Origin of the sequence: Streptomyces composti (genome assembly GCF_012034205.1) — a bacterium.
GTDB classification, from domain to species: domain Bacteria; phylum Actinomycetota; class Actinomycetes; order Streptomycetales; family Streptomycetaceae; genus Streptomyces; species Streptomyces composti.
This window is the reverse complement of the sequence record NZ_JAATEM010000037.1, coordinates 25,010-43,149: the sequence shown is the minus strand read 5'-3', so window position 1 is coordinate 43,149 and position 18,140 is coordinate 25,010. Positions and strand designations below refer to the sequence as shown.

Below are 18,140 nucleotides of genomic sequence, written 5' to 3'. Positions count from 1 at the left end.
CGAAAGCCGCAACGACGGTGGCGTCGGTGGATCATCTGTGACTGACTTTCATGTGACTGTTCGTCAATAACGTGAGCAATCGCGTGAGCGATACGAGCGCGAACGACCCGACCGAAGGAGCAGCCATGGCCCCTCACGACAAGCGGGTCCGAAAGCGCAGGCGGCCGGTGCGGGGCGCCGCGGCGCTCGCTGTGTCCGCCGCCCTGGCGGCGGGGCTGCTCGTCACCGGGGTGGACGCCACGGTGCTGCCGGTCGACGACGGCCGCGCCCCGGGCGTCCCGGGCACCGCGGGTCCGGCCGGACCCGCCGCGCCCGCGCCCCCCGCGCCCGCGCCCGGCGCCCCCGTACCGCTGCTGCCCCAGCCGCCCGACCGGACCACCGCGGCCGGCCGGGAGCACCCGCCCTTCGGCGTCTTCCTCGCCTCCGACCAGCAGGGCGTGGAGCGGATGGCCCGGTTCAGCCAGTGGCTGGGCGGCGCGGAACTCACCGTCGGGCACACCTACCTGCCCGGCGTCCACTGGAGCGACATCGAGGGCAGGGCCCAGTGGCTCGAGTCCTGGGCCGGCTGGCGCAACGCCGAGCCCGGCCGGATGTTCGTCCTCAACGTCCCCATGCAGGCCCGCAACGAAGAGGGGGTGCCCGACCACGAGGTCCGGGAGCTGCTGCGGCGCGGCGCGGCCGGGGAGTTCGACCACCACTTCCGCACCCTCGCCGAACGGCTGGTGCGGCTGAAGGTGCCGGACACCGTGATCGTGCTCGGCTGGGAGATGAACGGCACCACCTACACCCACCGCTGCGGTCCCGACCCCCAGGCGTGGAAGACGTACTGGCGGCGGATCGTCACCGCGATGCGTGCGGTGCCGGGCCAGAAATTCCGGTTCGACTTCACCCCGAACCGCGGCCGGGACGCCGTCCCGTGGACCGAGTGCTACCCCGGCGACGACGTGGTCGACATTCTCGGCATGGATTCCTACGACCAGCCGTCCGGAATTTCGTTCGACGAGCAGGTGAGTGAACCGTACGGGCTGCGGCACCACGTGGAATTCGCCCGGGCGCACCGGAAGCCCGTCTCCTACCCGGAATGGGGGCTGTTCCGCAACGGCGACAATCCCGAGTACATGCGGCGCATGCTCTCCTGGATCGCCGAGCACCGGCCGGTGTACAACACACTGACCGACTACTGCCCGCACGGGGTGTGGCAGTGCGAGACCAATCCGCGGTCGGCGCACGTCTACCGGTCCGTCCTCTCCGGCCGTCACGAGCACCCCGGGCACCCGGTGCCCACACCCACACCCACGGCCCCCACGCTGCCGCCCGGTCCCGCCGAGCCGCCGAACTGCTCGGTGCTGGACCTGGGTGACTGGGTGGAGCACTGGCTCGGCGGGCGGCTCTGCATCCGCTTCACGTGGTGGTAGAGCCCTCGCCTCCGGCCCGGCCGGCACCGGGATCACCGCCTGCCGTGCGCATCGGCGGCGGTGGCCGGACCGGGCACCGAAGCGGCCGGGACGGCCTCGTCGTCCCGGCCGCCTCGCCTCGGCCGTGCCAGCAGGCCGAGGCCGCCGAGCAGGCCGCCGGCGCTCGCGCCCACCAGGGCCGTCACACCCGGGGAGGCGGAGGTGGGCTCGCTCGGCCGCACCGCCCGCGAGAACTGCACCAGCCGCACCTGGGTGCTGGCCTTGCTGTGCTCCGCGTGCTGGGTGAGCGCGCGCGAGACCGCGTTGGCCATGTCGGCCGCCCGGCCCGGCTCGGAGGAGGTGGCCGACAGGGCGACCATCGGGGCGTCCGGCGAGGTGGAGGCACGCACGCTCTCGCGCAGCGTCCCGGCCGGCACCCCCGCCCACACCTGGGCGTCCCCGAGCACCGCCAGCTGCGTCGCCACCCGGCCGTACGCCTGCGCGAAACCACGGGCGGCCTCCGGGGTGGACTTCGAGGTCGGCACGGCGACGACGTAACTGGTGGCCGTGTACGTCGTCGGGGTGAACAGGCCGTAGGCGCCGCCGATGAGACCGCCGAGCAGGGTGCCGGCCGCGATGACGGACCAGGACGGCAGCGCACCGGCACGGGCCAGGGACGGGCGGCGCTGACGGGTCGGGGAGTCGGTCATGACGGGCTTGCTCCGAAGGACGAGGCGGACGAGACGGACGAGACGGACGAAGATGCCGGGGAAGCGGCGGGCGCCGCGGGGGACGCCGGGGGTGAGGGGGCGGGCAGGAACGCGCCGCGCGGTGACGCACCCGGACCGGAGAGGGCCGCCGCGTACACGTCCATCAGCCGAGCCGCGCTGCGGCTGATGCTGTAGCGGTGCGCCGCCCGCGGGACCGTGCGCGGCCCAGGACCCGCGGCACGCGCCTCGGCGATCGCACGGGCGTACTCCTCGGGCCCGCCGCGCACCCGCCGGGCGCCGCCGGTCTCGGACGGCGGCAGATCCTCGATCGCCGGGCAGGCCGCGTAGAGCACGGGCAGCCCGGAGGCCAGTGCCTCCACCGCCGCCAGGCCGAAGGCCTCGTCGGCGGACGGGGAGGCGAACAGGTCCATGGCCGAGGTGAGCGACGGCAGATCGGGGCCCGCGGAGCCGTCGGCGATGTAGGGGCGCTCCCCGGTGAACAGCACCCGGCCCGCCACGCCCGCCTCCTGGGCGGTGCGGCGCAGCAGGTGCTCCTCGGGCCCGCCGCCCACCAGCAGCAGCCAGCAGTCCTCCGGCAGCCGGGCCAGCGCCCGCACCAGCACGTCGAACCGCTTGCCGGGGGCGAGCCGGCCGATGCCGCCGACCACGAACGCGTCCTCGGGCAGGCCGAGCCGGCGCCGGGTGGCGGCGCGCCGCCCGGCGTCGAAGCGGAAGCCGTCCAGGTCGATGCCGTTGGGCACCACCTGGATGCGCGGTGCGGGCACCCCCCAGCGCTTGAGCCGGTCGGCGACCGCCGCGGACACCGCCACCGTCGCCGAGCCCAGCCGCTCGCCGGCCAGGTACAGGGCCCGCACCCCGGCGGTGAGCCGGCGGCCCTCCATCTGGGTGTCGCCCAGCGAGTGCTCGGTGGCCACCACCGCCCGCACCCCCGCGAGCCGCGCGGCGAGCCGCCCGTAGACGCACGCCCGGTACAGATGCGTGTGCACCAGGTCGTAGCGGCCGGCGCGGATCAGGCGCACCAGGCGGGGCAGGGCGGTCAGGTCCCGGTTGCCGTGCATGCCGAGGTGGGTGACGCGGACCCCGTCCGCGGCGAGACCGTCGGCGACCGCGCCCGGGTTGGTGAGCGTCACCACCTCGCAGTCGGCCGGGAGGTGACGCAGCAGCAGCCGCAGCTGCTGCTCGGCGCCGCCGACGCCGAGGCCGGTGATGATGTGCAGGACCCTCATGCCGCGTCCCCCTTCGCCGGGCGGCGGCGCAGCCGGTGCAGGCGCAGCTTGAGGAACATCCGCCAGGCGGTGTCGTTCTGGCCGATGTGGACGCGGGGCAGCGCCAGCAGGCCGGTCAGCGGGCCGGGGTCGATGGCGCAGGCGTAGCGGTAGCCGGCCTCCCGCACGGCCTGCACGGCCCGCTGGTCGACCGTGCCGTACGGGTAGCAGAAGCCCTCGACCGGGCCGCCGGTCAGCTCCCTCAGCAGGGCGCGGCTCTCGGTGACCTCCGCCTTGATGGCGGCGTCGTCCGCCCTGGTCAGGTCGACATGGGTCAGGCCGTGCGAGCCGATCTCCACGCCGTGCTCGATCGCCTGCCGGATGCCGGCCGCGTTCAGCAGCGGCTTGCGCGGGCCCAGCGGGTCCCAGGCGTTGTCGCCGCCGAGACGCCCGGGCAGCACGAAGAGCGTGGCGCCGCAGTTCCAGCGGCGCAGCAGCGGCAGCGCGCCGGTGAGGAAGTCGACATAGCCGTCGTCGAAGGTGAGGGCGACCAGGTCGCGGCCCTCGCCGCGGGCGCGGGCGGCCAGCAGGTCGGCGACGGACACCCCCCGCAGGCCGCGCCGCCGCAGCCAGGCCAGCTGCCGGTTGAGCCGCTCGGGGGTGACGGTGATGCGGTACGGATCGTCCGAGCAGTCGCCCACGGAGTGGTACATGGCGATCCACGGGACGGACCCCCGGAGCGGGGCGTCGGGTCTGCCGGGTCTGCCGGTGGTGACGGAATCAACGGAAGCGGCCATGATTCAGCTTTCGTGTGACGGCGCGTACGGGGCGCACAGCGGATGCGAAACCCTGGACGCCTAGGGCCCAGGCGAGGGAGACGAAGACTGCGGTGACGGCCAGACCGCCGGCGGCCAGGCCCGCCGCCGGGGAGTCGGTCCTGCCCGCCGTGAACCATCCGGCGGCGGTCGCCGCGGCGGCGGCCAGCACGGGCCGGCTCAGCTCGGCGAGGACCTTGCGCACCCGGATCGAGACGCCGTACGGGCTGCCGCCGCGCCGGGAGGAGCGCAGACCGGCGAGCAGCAGGGCGGCGGTCACGGTGATGCCGAAGGCGTTGGCGGCGGCGATCCCCGCAACCCCCCACGGGCCCACGGTGACGGCGCCGATCAGCGAGGTGGCGGCCACACCCGCGACCATCACCGGCAGGGGGTACCAGCAGGGGCGGCCCGCCGAGAAGTAGGAGCGGACCAGGGCGCCCACCAGGGTCTGCGCCAGCAGACCGAGGGCGTACACGCGCATCACGTTCGCCGTGGCCACGGTGTCGGCCGCGGTGAACGCGCCGCGCTGGAAGAGCAGTTCGATGATCTGCGGGGCGCAGGCCAGCACCGCGCACAGACCCAGCAGCACCACGCAGGAAGCCAGCACCAGGTCCCGCTCCACCCGGCTGCGGGCCCGCTCGGTGTCGCCGTCCGCGAGGGCCCGCGCCACCACCGGGAAGGTGACGGTGACCACCATCAGGGACAGCGTCATCGGGATCTGGGCGACCTTCTGCGCGTAGTTGAGGTGCGAGATGGCCCCCGCGGGCAGCGAGGAGGCGAGAAAGCGCTCCACCAGCACCTGCGACTGGCGGCACAGGGCGAACAGCAGCACGGCGGCGATCAGCGCCAGCCGCACCGGTCGGTGCGGATCGTCACCGGAGTCCCGGACGTCCACGGGCGTGTGCGTACGGGACGTCAGATGCCGCCACAGCGACGGCAGCTGCACCACCACCATCAGCACGCCGCCCATCGCCACACCCACCGCGGCGGACCGCACGCCCCAGGTGGCGCCCAGCAGGAACATCGCGGCGACGATGCCGGTGTTGTAGGCCATGTAGATCGCCGCGGGAGCGAAGAAGCTGCGGTGCGCGCGCAGGGCGGCGCTGCAGTAGCCGGCCAGGCCGAACGCCAGCAGGCTGATCGCGGTGAGCCGGGTGCAGTCCACGGCGAGGCGGGGATCGGGCAGTCCCGGGGCGAGCGCCCGCACCAGCAGCGGAGCGGCGGCGGCCACCAGCGCGGCCACCGCGGCGAAGGCGAGGCACAGCCGGGGCAGCGTCGCGGCGACCAGCTCCCGCACCGGATCGCCCGGCACACCCCTGGCCCGGCGGGCCAGCGCCATGCTGAACGCCGGGATCAGCGCGATCGCCAGCCCGTCCTCGATCAGCAGCGTCGCCGCCACCTCGGGCACGGTCCACGCCACCAGGAAGGCGTCCGTGTCACTCCCGGCCCCGAACAGCCGCGCCAGCGACTGATCCCGCACCAGCCCCAGCAGCGAGCCACCGATCGACAGCACGGCCGTGACGAGCGTGGCCCGTGCCAGAAACTTCCCGGAGACGGCGGCCTGTTCGGCACCGCCGCCCGGGCGCGCGGCCCGCGCAGCAGGCACGGCCGCCACGGTCCGCGCCGCTGTCGAGTCCTGGCCGGGGGCCGCCGTGGGGTCCGGGGTGCCCGGGGTGCCCGGGGTGCGGGAGGGGAGCAGGGTCATCGGGAGACGGCCTCCTCGACCTGGACGGCCGGCTCGCCGTGCGGCCGGGCGGTGCCGCGGGGGCCGGTGGCCAGGGCCCACCAGGCGGCCAGGCCCAGGGCCATGGCCGTCAGGACCGTCGAGGGGCCGCCGATGTCGCCGTAGACGAAGTCGGTCAGCAGCCAGATCAGCAGGCCGCAGGCGATCAGGCCGCAGTCCGGGGCGGGGCCGTGGCGTAGCGCCCGCAGCAGCCGGCGCAGGCCGCACACCAGCAGCGCCAGCCAGCCGCCGGCGAGGGTCACCAGCCCGATCAGGCCCTGTTCGCTGAGCACCAGCAGATACATGCTGTGCGGCGACAGCAGCGCCTGCTTGTGGTACGCCTCACCCGCGCCCCCGATGTCGCTGCCCGAGGAGAGCGCCAGCGTGGCGTGCTCGTCGCGGTACTCGGGGAAGTTCTTCAGGCCCACACCGGTCAGCGGCCGTTCCTGCCACATGCCGAGCGCGGACCCCCACAGCGCGTACCGGTCCACCACCGACTGGTCGGGCGCGTCGGTGACCTGCCCGATGCTGCCGATCCGCTCCTGAAGCTGCGCCGTGCCGACCCCGAAGCCGCCCATCAGCACGATCGCCGCGGCGGCCACCGCGGCGCCCGCCTTCACCGCGCGCCGCGGCCCGGCCAGCACCAGCTGCACCGTGCAGGTCAGCGCCGTGGCGATCCAGGCGCCCCGGCTGAAGGACAGCGCCAGCGGCAGCAGCAGCACCGCCGCGCAGCCCGCGGCCAGCGCCCGCTGCCGGCGGGGCGCCTGCCCCAGCGCGAGACCCACCGCGCACACCACGCCGAGCGCGACCACCGTCGCCATGCCCATCACGTCCTGCGCCCCGAACGTGCCGACCGCCCGGATCGGCTCGCCCTGGTAGGTGGCGCCGGTGCCGGTCGCGTACTGGTGCACGCCGACGGCCCCCTGCCACCCCGCGAGCCCCACGAACGTCCAGGCCAGCAGCCGGAAGTCGGTCCGGTGCCGGGTCAGCACCAGCACCGTGGCCGGGACCAGTACGAAGACCTGCAGATACCGGCCGAGGCCGGTGAGCCCGTCCGTCGCCGAGGACGCCCCCATGGCGGCGAGCGCGAGGCCCGCCACCGGCAGGCCCAGCACCAGCGCGGCCACCGGCGTCAGCGGGCGCCGCCGCTCGCGCAGCAGCAGGATCACGCAGTACACCACCAGCAGCCCGGACATGGCGTCCGCGGGACCGGCGCCGTCTCCCGTGTGCGGCACGGCCAGCAGGGCGATCACCGCCGCGAGCGGCAGCACCGGCACCCGTTCGGCCGCCCGGCGCGGGAGCAGGGCAAGGGCGTGACGCACGTCGAGTTCAGCTCCCCGTCGGCCGGATCAGCGTGACGGCGGTGCGCAGCAGGATGCAGACGTCCTGCCACAGCGACCAGTCGTCGATGTAGGCGTTGTCGAAGCGGGCGCGGTCCTCGATGGAGGTGTCGCCGCGCAGCCCGTGGATCTGGGCGAGGCCGGTGATGCCGGTCCGCATCCGGTGCCGGGCCGCGTAGCCGGGGTACGTCTGGCTGAACTGGGCCACGAAGTAGGGACGTTCGGGGCGCGGGCCGACCAGGCTCATGTCCCCCCGCAGCACGTTCCACAGCTGCAGCAGCTCGTCCAGCGAGGTGCGCCGCAGCATCCGGCAGAAGCGGCGCATCTCGTTCTCGTTGGCCACGCTCCACCGGGTCGCCGACTCGTGCTCGTCGACCGGCCGGTGGGTGCGGAACTTCAGCAGGGTGAACGGCCGCCCGTCGCGGCCGATGCGCTCCTGCCGGAACACCACCCCGGGCCCGTCGCAGATCCGCAGCGTCACCGCGCACACCAGCAGCAGCGGGCTGACCAGAAGCAGCAGCACCCCCGACACCGCCACGTCCAGGACCCGCTTGCCCGCGCTGCCCGCCCGCGCCGGGAAGAACTCCAGCCGCCGGCAGGCGAATCCGGCAAGACGCTCACCGGTCGGACACGCCGGTGTGGCCGCGTCCAGCTCCCAGATCTCGCAGCCGGACCCGGCCAGCGCCCGCAGCAGCGGCCCCTGGTCGGCGCGGACCGTGGGGTGCACGGCGAGCACCGCCCGCACCCCGTTCTGCACGACGGCTCGCTCGACCTCCTCGCCGGTGCGCAGCACCGGGAGCCCCTTGGCGCCGTCCGGCTCCTCGCACACCACCCCCACCGGCCGCAGCCCGCAGCGCGGATGACGCAGCACGGCGGCGGCCACGCGCTGCGCGGTCGCCGCCGGCCCGATCACCAGCGCGGCCCGCGGATGCCGCAGCAGCGCGGCCCGCCGCCGCCCGTGCACGGCCGCGCGCAGCGCACAGCACAGCACCGCGTGCAGCGCGAGCCCGCTCAGCACGGTGACGGTGGCCGGCGCGAGCTCCGGACGCAGCACCGCCCACAGCGCGGCGGACGTCAGCCAGGCCACCGCCACCCGCCCGCACACGGCGGGCAGCTCCTCGAGCAGCGCCGGTACGGGAGGTCTGCGGTCGCGCGGGCGCAGCAGCAGGGCCGCCGCACACAGCAGCGCGACGAGGAGCGGGTGGCGCCGGGTCTCGGCGAGCGCGAGCCCGGCCACCAGCGCGGCTGCCGCGTCCGCGGCGAGCAGCGGGAGCGGCGAGGCCGGCCGCGCCGGGCGGCCGGTCGCGGGTGGCCGGAAGCCGGTGGAGACGGGCTCGGTGAGGACGGCGGTGTCGATGCCGGGCTTCGGCATGACGGAGACGGCGGAGAATCCGTGCTCCCTCGGCGTGCCGGGGGAGGGCACGGTAGGTTCGGCGGTCACGAGTGGATGGACTCCCTGTGCTCGGATGGCTCGACTCGCTGTGTGGTCCGATGGGCCCCGGCGCTCTCCGCCCGGCTCCGCCGCGGCGCACGGACATCCGCGCCGCGGCCGCTCTGCGGTCCGCCCTCCCGCGGCGGGCGCGTCCATCTCCGGCCGGACCAGGTGCCGAGCAGGTCGCGGTAGACGTCGGTGACCGCCCGCGTGGTGCGCCGCACGTCGTGCCGGGCCAGCACATGCCGGCGTCCCCCGTCGCCGAGGGACGCGCGCAGCGGCCGGTCGCGCAGCAGATCCGCGACGGCACGGGCCAGTTCGGCCGGGCTCTCCGGCGGGACCAGCAGGAACGGGGCGAACGCCGGGGGCAGGCTCTCGCGGGCGCCGTCGACCTCGGTGAGCACCACGGGCCGGCCGCAGGCCATCGCCTCCAGCGGCGCCAGCGCCATGCCCTCCCAGCGGGACGGCAGGACGACGAGATCGGCCGCCTGGTACCAGGGGGCGGTGTCGCCGACGGCGCCCGCGAACACCACGGACCGGGGCGCCGCCGCCCGCAGCCGCTCCCGGTCCGGCCCGTCGCCGACCAGCACCAGACGCGCCTCGGGGACCTGCCGCACCACCGACTGCCAGGCCCGCAGCAGCACGTCCTGGCCCTTCTGCCGGCACAGCCGCCCCACACAGACGACGAGGGGCGCGCCGGCCGGCACCCCGGCCAGCGGTGCGAGCAGGGCCCGTACGTCCTCGGCGGGCGCCGGGCGGAAGTGCTCGGGGTCGACGCCGTTGGGCACCACGGTCCACCGGCCGGAGATGCCCGCGGCCACCCCGGTGCGGCGCTCGGCCTCGCTCACGCACACCGTCCGCGCGGCCCAGCGCGCCCCCCACCGCTCCCACGTGAGCGCGAGGTCGGCGGTGGTGCCGCCGACCGCCTCGAACGACCAGGCGTGCGGCTGGAAGACGGTCGGGATGCGGCCGCGCACGGCGAGCCGCCCGGCGAGTCCGGCCTTCGCGCTGTGCGCGTGCACCAGGTCCGGGCGGATCCCGTCGATCAGACGGGCGAGCTGCCGCACCTCCCGCGCCAGCGAAGGGCCGGGCGAGCGGGTCGCCTGCCAGGGGTGCACCGGCGCGCCGAGCGCCCGCAGCCGGACGGAGAGTTCGCTTTCCGGGCAGGCCACGACGGGCTGGAGCCCGTCCGCGAGCTGAGCCCGCACCAGGTCCGCCACGACGCGGGCGACTCCGCCGTCCACCGGCTGCGTGAGGTGCAGGACACGCGGACGGCGGCCGGAGGACGACAGGTCCATGGTGAGGGTTCCTCGCTGACGAAGGCGGTGACGAGAGAGTCGGGAAGGAGGCGCGGCCGCGGAGCCCCGGGCTACCGCCGCGCGTCGGCGGCGAGGAACAGCACTCCGGCCCATGCGGCGTCCGCGCCGGAGGTGAGCCGCAGGGCCGCGTCGGTGCCTGCGCCGAGCACGCCCCGGCCGACGTCGAACACGTCGGAGTCGTAGCCGAGGGTGTTGCCGTAGTCGGGCACCCGGGAGCCGGTTCCGGGGCCGCTGATGGTGGAGTTGAGCACGTCGTCGCGCGGGTTGGCGCCGTCGCCCAGCGAGGTCGAGCCGGACGGTCCGGTCACCACCAGCGAGTCGCCGGTGGTGCCGCGGTCCCCGTTGTAGGCGACCAGGCCCACCTGGCCCGACGCCCCGTCGGCGATGTTCAGACCGGCCAGCCGCAGGTCCTCGCCGCGGGAGCGCAGCGCCGCGAAGCCGTCCCACAGGGCGATCTGACGCAGCGGCTCCGACTGGTTCTCGTACACCACCACCAGCGTCCAGCCGCCCCAGGCGCCGGCGGCGGACTGCCCGGCGGCCACATTGACCTGCGCCACGGTGTAGAGGCCCGACCCGCTGTCGCGGACCAGGGACGTGACGTCGGCCGAGGCCTGGAAGGCGTCCGCGTCGTCCGTCACCCGGTGCCCGACGATCGTGTCGGCGAGCACCTCCTTGTACTCGCCGCCCGGTTCGGCGATGAGCACGCGCCCGTTGTCCCCGGACGGCTTCTGCTCGCCGACCCGCAGGTTGCCGCCCCAGTACAGGCGTGCGTACGTCACCCGGGAGCCGCTGGGCAGCCGGACCGCCGCGCGGGAGGAGTTGTAGGTGTTGGGGTCGCTGTCGACGTCGATGTAGTGCATGTCGAAGTCGCCGTTCACCCCGGCCTTGCCCTCGCGCACGTCGGAGCACGACTTCTGGCGCGCGCGGCAGGTGATGGAGGAGTTGGCGGCGCGCACGATGCCGCCGTGCTGGACCGCCCGGTGCCGGAGATCGAACGGGATGCTGCCGGCCTCGGGAGCCGGGGCGGCAGCGGGGGAGCCGCAGGAAGCCCACACCGCGGCAAGGGAGAGCACACCCGCCGTCGCATGGCGGAGCAGCTGACCCAGGGAATGGCGCATGACCGTCGGAGCCTTTCGTCAAGCAGTGGCGGCGGCAGGCAGCAGTGGGGACGAGTGCGATGCGTCCGCCCGTGGGGAAAGCGTGGAGAGGTTGGCAACTCTAGTCACCAACCGGACAAATTCACTGAAACTCGATGAACAACAGCAAGTGTGTTGGAATCGTGAATCCCTCGTGCGTGCGCCCCGGGGCGCACGCTCTGCTCCACGTCCCCTCATCAGGCCGTACGGGCACCGGGGTGACGGGGCAGTGATCCGAAAGGCCGATGATCGGTTGCGGGAGCCACAGGGCGCTCTCACGGTGGGGTGCAGGTTCGCACCTCCCTCGAAAGGAACTGCCCATGCGCGCTCTGCCTGCACGGCGCCTCGCACTCGGCGCCCTGTGCGCCGCCCTCCTGGTCGGGATCACCGGCCCGGCCGCACTGGCGGCGGACCCGGTCCGTGAGCGTGGTGAGGCTGCGGCACCGGGCGCGGCGCTCCCCGGCGCCGACGCGCTGCTCCAGCGCGCCGAGAAGCTCAAGGCCCAGGCGGGGCCGCTCGCTCCGGTCGTCGACCTGGCGGAGGCGGTGCTGCGCCGGGACCGCGGCACCCTGCCGCGCGCCGAGGCGCGCAAACTGGGCGCGGCCGCCAGGGCGGCGCTGCGCGAGGCCGCCGACGACCAGCCGGTGGTGACCCTCGTCCCTGCGGAACAGGAGGCGACCGGCGTCCTGCTGCCCGCCGCCGACACCCCGCTCACTCAGGACCTGATGGGCGAACTGCTCGACCTGCTCGGCAGTGTCTTCGAACTGGTGCCGGGCCTCCCGGTGAGCACCCCGGCCACCGGGACCACCGGCACGACCGGCACGACCGGCACGACGGACTCCACCACCGACACCGCGGACTCCGCCGCCGAGGCCGCGGCCACACAGGACGCCGCCGATGCCGCTGACGTGGCCGCCGAGACCGCTGCCGACGAGGCGTTGGCCGACTTCGGGTCCTTCGACTCGCTGGACGCGTTCATCGACGCACTGCTCGCCGAGGTGGACGCGCTCATCGAGGAGGTCAGCGACCCCGGCCTCGCCGAGTCCGCGACCGCCGGGACCGCAACCGGGACCGCCGCCGGCACGTCCGCCTCGGACACGGCGGTCACCACCCCGGAGGCGACCGCCACCACCCTGCCGGCCCTCACCCCGGACAACACGGTGGTGCTGCTGCCGGCGCCGTGACCCGTCCGGTGGCGGACCGTGCCGTGTCACGGTCCGCCACGCCCTTTCCGGGAGCCTTCACCGGGCGGTCTGCGCTGATCTCATATGAGGACTCGTCAATCTCGGGACTCCCGGTTTCCGGTGCCGCCAGGGATCGTTAGGCAGGACGACACATTCCCCTCCGGCGACCTGCGTCGCCGAAGAAAGGAACATGATGAAGTCCCTGAAGGCTGCCGTCGTCCTTGCCGGATCCCTGATCGCCGCCGGTGCGGCAGCGCCCGCGTACGCCCAGGACGGCCGCGACCTGGCCTCCACCGGCCTGGACACCGGTCTGCGCACCGGCATTCCCTTCGAGATGATGCCGCTGCAGCAGGAGACGAACGTTCTCACCGGCGAGCAGCAGGACACCTCGGTGCTCGGCACGATGAAGGAAGCGGCGGCCATGGTGAACGAGGCGAAGCCGGTGCACGGCGACGTGGGGCTGCGCGCCTGAGATCCCACGACGCGCGGACAGCGAGAAGGCCCCCGGTACGCACCGGGGGCCTTCTCGCTTTGCTTCCAGGCTTGCTGACGTCCGGTCGACCGGGCGAGCATGCGGGCCTTGCGCCACGGGAGTTGTACGTCGCACACCACCGGGCAAGGGAAGAGCCCCGGCGCTCGAGGGGCCGGGGCTCTGTGTCAGGTGCGTCCGGCTCAGTCCTCGTTGACGCAGTAGTTGCCGAACGCCGGGTTCAGGGCGCCGATGACGTCGACGGTGTTGCCGCACACGTTGACCGGCACGTGGATCGGGGCCTGGATGACGTTGCCCGAGACGACACCCGGCGAGTGGACCGCCGAGCCCTTGGCGCCGGAGTCAGCCTGGGCCATGGCGGCCCCGCTGAGGACCACGGCACCCGTGCCGAGAGCGACAGTGGCAGCCTTCGCGATGCGAGACATCACGTTCTCCTAACTGGTTCGGTAAGGGCGGTTGCACGAAGCGCACCCGCACAGCCGACTCAACGCGGCAATGCCGAACCGGTAACGGTGATCTGCCGCGGATCACTCTTTTGAAATAGGCGGACCTCGGGGGAGCGGGGCCGGGAGGTCCGTGCGCTCCGCCATTCGACGTCGGCGAGCCGGTCCTATGAGGTGCTCATTCACAGGAAAGCTACGTTATTGGGCGTTTCGCCTGTGCAAATCCGCGCCACTCCCTTACGTTACTCACTGCACGTGACCGGTCCGTAACGGACTGTGTCCACACGAGAACGGAGAGGTAATGCGCAAGTACCAGAAGGCCGCGGTCGTCGTGGCCATGCTCGGCAGTGTCAGCTTCCTGGGTGCCGGCGTCGGTCACGCCGGTGACGACCCGTCGTTCAAGCTGAACAACAAGCAGGCGCAGAACTGCGTGCAGAACGACAGCGTGAAGGGTCTGATCAACGTTGACGACGTCAACGTCAGCGCCGGTGCGCTCCTGGGCTGGTCGGCCCAGGACGCCAGCGAGTCCGAGGCTCTGAGCTGCGTCCAGGGCTTCAAGCTCGGCAAGTGATCACTGGTTCAGTGATCCGGGCGGGTCTCGGTATCCGGCGCCTCGCGCCCGGGTTCCGGGCCCGCCCGGCCCGTTTCCGGGGCCGGTCCGAGCGGTCGGTGAATTCACGGAAACCGTTTGATTTGCAGATTAAATGAATGCGCAATGGCGCCAATGGGTTCCTTTTGATCGGCGCTCCGCGACTCGGCGTTTCACGTACTGAATATCCCGGCAGGTCGCCTAATTTGGGCGGCGGAAACAGCGGCCTGGTTCGTCCCGGATCGGGTCGACTCGAGAATGGAGAGGTAATGCGCAAGTACCAGAAGGCCGCGGTCGTCATGGCCATGCTCGGCAGTGTCAGCTTCCTGGGCGCCGGTGTCGGCCACGCTGGTGACGACCCGCAGGTCGAGTTCAAGAACACGCAGACCCAGAACTGCGAGCAGAACGACTCGACCACCGGTCTGATCAACATCGACGACATCAACCTGTCGCTCGGCATCCTCGGTTGGTCGCAGCAGGACGCGAGCGAGAAGTCGTCGGTCACCTGCGCCACCAGCTTCACCATCGGCGGCGAGGAGGACTGAGTCCTCTCGGTCGAACCAGACGGGTCCCGGGGCCCGAACCTCGTGTTCGGGCCCCGGGCCTGCCCGGCTTTGTGGCCCGGTGGGCCACCCGGCAGCACGTCGTCGCCCTCTCGCACCGGGGGCGACCGCTCAAGGAATAGGTAGATGTTCACGACGAAGAAGATCGCAGCGGCGGCGGGCGTCCTCTCGGGCCTCGCGTTCCTCGGCCTCGGCGCCGGCCAGGCCGCCGCCACCGACGCTCCCGGCACCAACAAGTGCGTCGACGACGGAAAGGGCAACATCCGCTGCGTGCAGGTGGCCGAGTACCGGATGAAGACCGACTCGCTCGGCAACGTCCTGCTGCAGAACGAGTCCGTGCAGAGCTGCCCGACCAGCAACAGCCAGGTCACCTGCGTCAGCGACGTGGTCGTCAGGCCCGAGAAGTCCTGACGTCCCGGCACGGCGGCCGAGGCGCCTTGTTCACGTCGGCACCCCGCCTGCGCCGTGCACCGGAGAGCGGCCGGAACCCCTCCGCAGGGTTCCGGCCGCTCTCCGCTGTACGGCGCCCCTCCCTCACATGCGCTCGACGGCGTTGCAGTACGGCAGGCCCTCGACGGAACGGTCCGTGCAGAAGCGGCCGATCAGGTCGGAGGACTCCTCCCGGCGCTCCACGGTCACCAGGTGGTCCCCCTCCTTGACGGTGGTGAACAGGGAACCGGGCAGCGTCGCCGCCAGCTCGCGGCCCATCGCGGGGGTGCAGAGGGTGTCGTACTCGCCGGTGAAGACCAGCGTCGGCACCCGGGGCACGGGCAGCGGGCGGTAGCAGCCGTGGGTGATCAGGCGGGTGTTGTGCTCGACGGCCTTTCTGATCTCGTCCGGCGTCTGGGTCAGGAACTGGTTGCGCAGCAGCCGGGCCACGGCCGTGTGCTTGCGGACCCGGCCGGCCTCCGGGTTCGACATGAACAGCCGCACCAGACCGTCGGCGGCCTCCTCGATCGACCCTAGTTCCAGCGCGCGGGTCAGCCGGGGAACGGCCTCGGTGTACACGTCGGGAAGACGTTTCGCCGCGCCGCCGAAGAGGAGGCGGCAGACGAAGGAGGGGTGCCGCTGGGCGAAGCGCAGGCCGACCACCTCGCCGAAGCAGCCGCCGAAGAGATTCACCCGCGGCATGCCGAGCTCCACCAGCATGTGCGCGACCGCGTCGGCGAGGAAGTCGATGTCGTACCGGGCCGGCAGGAAGTCGGCGCTGCCGTAGCCGGGCAGGTCCACGGTGACCATCGTGCACAGCGGTGACAGCCACCGTTCGTGGCCCTGCCAGGAGTAACGGTTCTGGGAGGAACCGCCGAGCAGCAGCAACGGCTCGGTGAGCGGGGCGGGTTGACGGACGATGCGGCACTGGTAGGCGAAGCCTCCGAACACGAGGCCGTGCTCCTCCACCTGTTCCGAGAGGGCGGGCCCCGAGGCTTGCTGGATCGGCAAGTCCTGGGCGGCGGTGACGGCAGTGCGCATGAGCGGCTCCGGGGAAGGCGGAACGACGGAGAACCGTTCCATGATTACCAGGAACCTCACCAACCCGACGCTATCACTCAATTGTGGGCGATCCGGACGAAGTGGCTCATGTGGCAAGGCTGGAGAGGGGTGCTGCCCGCAGTCCTTCGCGGCTGTTCGTGACTGTTCGCGGGCGTGGGTGCGGCGGCGTCGCGGGACGGTCGCGCGGGGAGGCGCATGGGCGCATGGAAGAACGAATGAAAGGACGGCCCCTGCCGTGGTGCAGGGGCCGTGCGGCGCGGTGCGGAGACCGGAAGGAGTGTGGCGCCCCCGGCAGGACTCGAACCTGCGGCCAAGCGCTTAGAAGGCGCCTGCTCTATCCGCTGAGCTACGGGGGCCGGTGTGCCGGCCTGGTGCCATGGGACCGGGTGCGGCGGACCCCTGACCATTGCCGGGGACAAGGATAGGGCTCCCGTGTCCCTGCCCCTGACGCTTCGCCTCCGTGGCTCGATGTGGAGGTTCAGTGAAGCGGTCCCGATAATCGCAGGCCGGTGCGATTCCCGCATCGCTTTTGAAGGCTCACACGCCGGGTGTTGTGCACTCGTTATGCCTGGAGTGCGCCCCTGTCCCGGTCGCCCCTTCTGTCTCTTGCGTCCGGTCGGCGCGCAGACATGCTCATATGCTTCAGAATTCCCCTAAAATTGGGCATTCTTCGCATGTGGTGACCTTGGACGTACGGCCTCAGCTGCTCGACGCACTCTCCGCCCTGCGCGAGCGTGTCGCCGCCGCACGCTTCCCGCTGCCCCTGGCCGGGGCTCCCCGCGCGCGTGCCAACCGCGACGAACTGCTAGCGCAGCTGGACGACTATCTGGTGCCCAGGCTGCGCGATCCCCAAGCGCCCCTGCTGGCCGTCGTCGGCGGATCCACCGGGGCCGGCAAGTCCACCCTGGTGAACAGCCTCGTGGGACGCCGGGTCAGCGAGGCCGGTGTACTGCGGCCGACGACGCGCACACCGGTGCTGGTCTGCCATCCGGAGGATCATCACTGGTTCAGCGGGATGAGAGTCCTGCCCGACCTCACCCGCGTCTGGGCGCACCGGCACGAGACCACCGACGACCTGCTGCTCCCCGGCGAGAACCCGGCCCGGGTGCTGCGCATCGAGACCGCCGACACCGTGCCGCCCGGCCTCGCCCTGCTGGACGCCCCCGACGTCGACTCCCTCGTCTCCGACAACCGCGTCCTCGCCGCCGAGCTGATCTGCGCCGCCGACATCTGGATCATGGTCACCACCGCCGCCCGCTACGCCGACGCGGTGCCCTGGCACATGCTGCGCACCGCCAAGGAGTACGACGTCACCCTGGTGACCGTCCTGGACCGCGTCCCGCACCAGGTGATCGGCGAGGTGTCCCGGCAGTACGGCGCGCTGCTCACCAAGGCCGGCCTCGGCCAGGTGCCCCGCTTCACCGTGCCCGAGCTGCCCGAGTCCGCCTGGGGCGGCGGGCTGCTGCCGGCCACCGCCGTGGCCGCGCTGCGCACCTGGCTCGTCCACCAGACGCAGGACCCCGCCGCCCGCCAGCACGCCGTGGCCCGCACCGCACAGGGCATCCTCGACTCCCTCAACACCCGCCTGCCCGAGCTGGCCGGCGCCGCCGCCGCCCAGCACGCCGCCGCGCTCCGCCTCACCTCCGCCGTCGACACCGCCTACGACAGGGAGCACACCCGGGTGCGGGGCCGGCTCCAGGCCGGTGCCGTGCTCGCCGGCGACGCGCTCAAACGGTGGCGCGCCTTCCCCCTGGACTGCACCCCCGGTGAGCTGCTCGACACCCTCGTCGAAAGCCTGGCCGAGCTGCTGCTGTGCGCCGTCACCGCCGCCGACGAGCGCGTCGACGAGGCGTGGCGCCGCGAACCGGCGGCCGCCGCGCCCGAGCTCACCGCCCGCGACACCGCCGGGAACGACGCCGAGCACCGGATCGGGCTGGCGGTACGGCGCTGGCGGCGCGAGCTCGAGGAGTACGCCGAGGACGAGGTGCGCGAGCTCGACCGCAGCGTCGCGCCCGACCCCGAGCTGGTCGCCGCGCTGGTCGCCACGGTGCTGCTGGGCGGGCGCCGGGGCCGCGCCGCGGGGGAGCGGCTGGCCGAGCGGATCGGCGCGCACGGGGCGCTGCGGCTGCGCGACCGGGGCGGCCGGCTGCTCGTCGAGCACGTGGACCGCATCCTGCACACCGAACGGGAACGCCGGCTCGCGCCGCTCGACGCGCTCGAGGTGCACCCGGAGCCGCAGGCCGAACTCATCGCCGCGCTGTCCGTACTGCAGAAGGAGAGGTGAT

17 protein-coding genes and 1 tRNA gene are annotated in these 18,140 nt (G+C 73.3%); 7 read left to right on the top strand and 11 right to left on the bottom strand.

All coding sequences use genetic code 11. The features are described 5' to 3' along the window. Positions 1–125: 125 nt before the first annotated feature. Positions 126–1,415, top strand: coding sequence for a glycoside hydrolase family 26 protein (locus HCJ93_RS25690; protein WP_167998201.1), 1,290 nt, complete (start codon positions 126–128; stop codon positions 1,413–1,415). 32 nt (positions 1,416–1,447) lie between these two features. Here HCJ93_RS25690 and HCJ93_RS25685 read toward each other — a convergent pair whose 3' ends face one another. The 8 genes from HCJ93_RS25685 to HCJ93_RS25650 all read right to left on the bottom strand — a co-directional run bounded on the left by HCJ93_RS25685 (position 1,448) and on the right by HCJ93_RS25650 (position 11,077). Next, positions 1,448–2,104, bottom strand: coding sequence for a YveK family protein (locus HCJ93_RS25685; RefSeq protein ID WP_167998200.1), 657 nt, complete (start codon positions 2,102–2,104; stop codon positions 1,448–1,450). Next, entirely contained in the window at positions 2,101–3,351 is a 1,251-nt protein-coding gene (locus HCJ93_RS25680; protein WP_167998199.1) for a glycosyltransferase, read from the bottom strand. The genes HCJ93_RS25685 and HCJ93_RS25680 overlap by 4 nt, the downstream gene beginning before the upstream one ends. Next, entirely contained in the window at positions 3,348–4,127 is a 780-nt protein-coding gene (locus HCJ93_RS25675; protein WP_167998198.1) for a polysaccharide deacetylase family protein, read from the bottom strand. The genes HCJ93_RS25680 and HCJ93_RS25675 overlap by 4 nt, the downstream gene beginning before the upstream one ends. After that, positions 4,111–5,850 carry a lipid II flippase MurJ gene (locus tag HCJ93_RS25670; RefSeq protein ID WP_167998197.1) on the bottom strand — a complete coding sequence of 580 codons (1,740 nt, stop codon included), beginning with the start codon at positions 5,848–5,850 and terminating at the stop codon, positions 4,111–4,113. The genes HCJ93_RS25675 and HCJ93_RS25670 overlap by 17 nt, the downstream gene beginning before the upstream one ends. Then, the gene (locus tag HCJ93_RS25665) at positions 5,847–7,190 is read right to left on the bottom strand and encodes an O-antigen ligase family protein (RefSeq protein ID WP_167998196.1); all 1,344 of its coding nucleotides are present in this window, start codon (positions 7,188–7,190) and stop codon (positions 5,847–5,849) included. Before HCJ93_RS25665 ends, HCJ93_RS25670 begins: the two co-directional genes overlap by 4 nt. A 7-nt stretch (positions 7,191–7,197) precedes the next feature. Continuing rightward, positions 7,198–8,649 (bottom strand): exopolysaccharide biosynthesis polyprenyl glycosylphosphotransferase, encoded by a 1,452-nt coding sequence (locus tag HCJ93_RS25660; protein WP_167998195.1) that lies wholly within the window; start codon positions 8,647–8,649, stop codon positions 7,198–7,200. Continuing rightward, positions 8,646–9,938 (bottom strand): glycosyltransferase, encoded by a 1,293-nt coding sequence (locus HCJ93_RS25655; RefSeq protein ID WP_167998194.1) that lies wholly within the window; start codon positions 9,936–9,938, stop codon positions 8,646–8,648. Before HCJ93_RS25655 ends, HCJ93_RS25660 begins: the two co-directional genes overlap by 4 nt. 71 nt (positions 9,939–10,009) lie before the next feature. Beyond that, the gene (locus tag HCJ93_RS25650; protein ID WP_167998193.1) at positions 10,010–11,077 is read right to left on the bottom strand and encodes a DUF3344 domain-containing protein; all 1,068 of its coding nucleotides are present in this window, start codon (positions 11,075–11,077) and stop codon (positions 10,010–10,012) included. Between the two features lie 338 nt (positions 11,078–11,415). Between HCJ93_RS25650 and HCJ93_RS25645 the strand changes: the two genes are divergently transcribed. Together HCJ93_RS25645 and HCJ93_RS25640 are read left to right on the top strand one after the other, a co-directional pair. After that, the gene (locus HCJ93_RS25645; RefSeq protein WP_167998188.1) at positions 11,416–12,279 is read left to right on the top strand and encodes a hypothetical protein; all 864 of its coding nucleotides are present in this window, start codon (positions 11,416–11,418) and stop codon (positions 12,277–12,279) included. Positions 12,280–12,469: 190 nt separating this feature from the next. After that, complete coding sequence (locus HCJ93_RS25640) at positions 12,470–12,751, top strand: hypothetical protein (protein ID WP_240967868.1); 282 nt, start codon at positions 12,470–12,472, stop codon at positions 12,749–12,751. A gap of 200 nt (positions 12,752–12,951) precedes the next feature. Here the strand turns inward: HCJ93_RS25640 and HCJ93_RS25635 are convergent, their stop codons facing one another. Then, positions 12,952–13,194 carry a chaplin gene (locus HCJ93_RS25635; RefSeq protein ID WP_167998187.1) on the bottom strand — a complete coding sequence of 81 codons (243 nt, stop codon included), beginning with the start codon at positions 13,192–13,194 and terminating at the stop codon, positions 12,952–12,954. Positions 13,195–13,513: 319 nt separating this feature from the next. On the opposite strand from HCJ93_RS25635, the gene HCJ93_RS25630 reads away from it, so the two are divergent. From HCJ93_RS25630 to HCJ93_RS25620, 3 genes are all read left to right on the top strand, one after another. Then, positions 13,514–13,783: a hypothetical protein gene (locus tag HCJ93_RS25630; protein ID WP_167998186.1), complete on the top strand. Its 270-nt coding sequence runs from the start codon at positions 13,514–13,516 to the stop codon at positions 13,781–13,783. A gap of 287 nt (positions 13,784–14,070) precedes the next feature. Continuing rightward, positions 14,071–14,346 carry a hypothetical protein gene (locus HCJ93_RS25625; RefSeq protein ID WP_167998185.1) on the top strand — a complete coding sequence of 92 codons (276 nt, stop codon included), beginning with the start codon at positions 14,071–14,073 and terminating at the stop codon, positions 14,344–14,346. A gap of 144 nt (positions 14,347–14,490) precedes the next feature. Then, positions 14,491–14,775, top strand: coding sequence for a hypothetical protein (locus HCJ93_RS25620; protein WP_167998184.1), 285 nt, complete (start codon positions 14,491–14,493; stop codon positions 14,773–14,775). Between the two features lie 123 nt (positions 14,776–14,898). Here the strand turns inward: HCJ93_RS25620 and HCJ93_RS25615 are convergent, their stop codons facing one another. Beyond that, on the bottom strand, positions 14,899–15,834 hold the full coding sequence (locus HCJ93_RS25615; protein ID WP_240967866.1) for an alpha/beta fold hydrolase: 936 nt from the start codon (positions 15,832–15,834) through the stop codon (positions 14,899–14,901). A 301-nt stretch (positions 15,835–16,135) separates the two neighbouring features. Further along, positions 16,136–16,211, bottom strand: a tRNA-Arg gene (locus tag HCJ93_RS25610). 320 nt (positions 16,212–16,531) lie between these two features. Between HCJ93_RS25610 and HCJ93_RS25605 the strand changes: the two genes are divergently transcribed. Further along, positions 16,532–18,139, top strand: coding sequence for a dynamin family protein (locus HCJ93_RS25605; RefSeq protein WP_167998183.1), 1,608 nt, complete (start codon positions 16,532–16,534; stop codon positions 18,137–18,139). The last annotated feature ends 1 nt before the right edge of the window (position 18,140 follow it).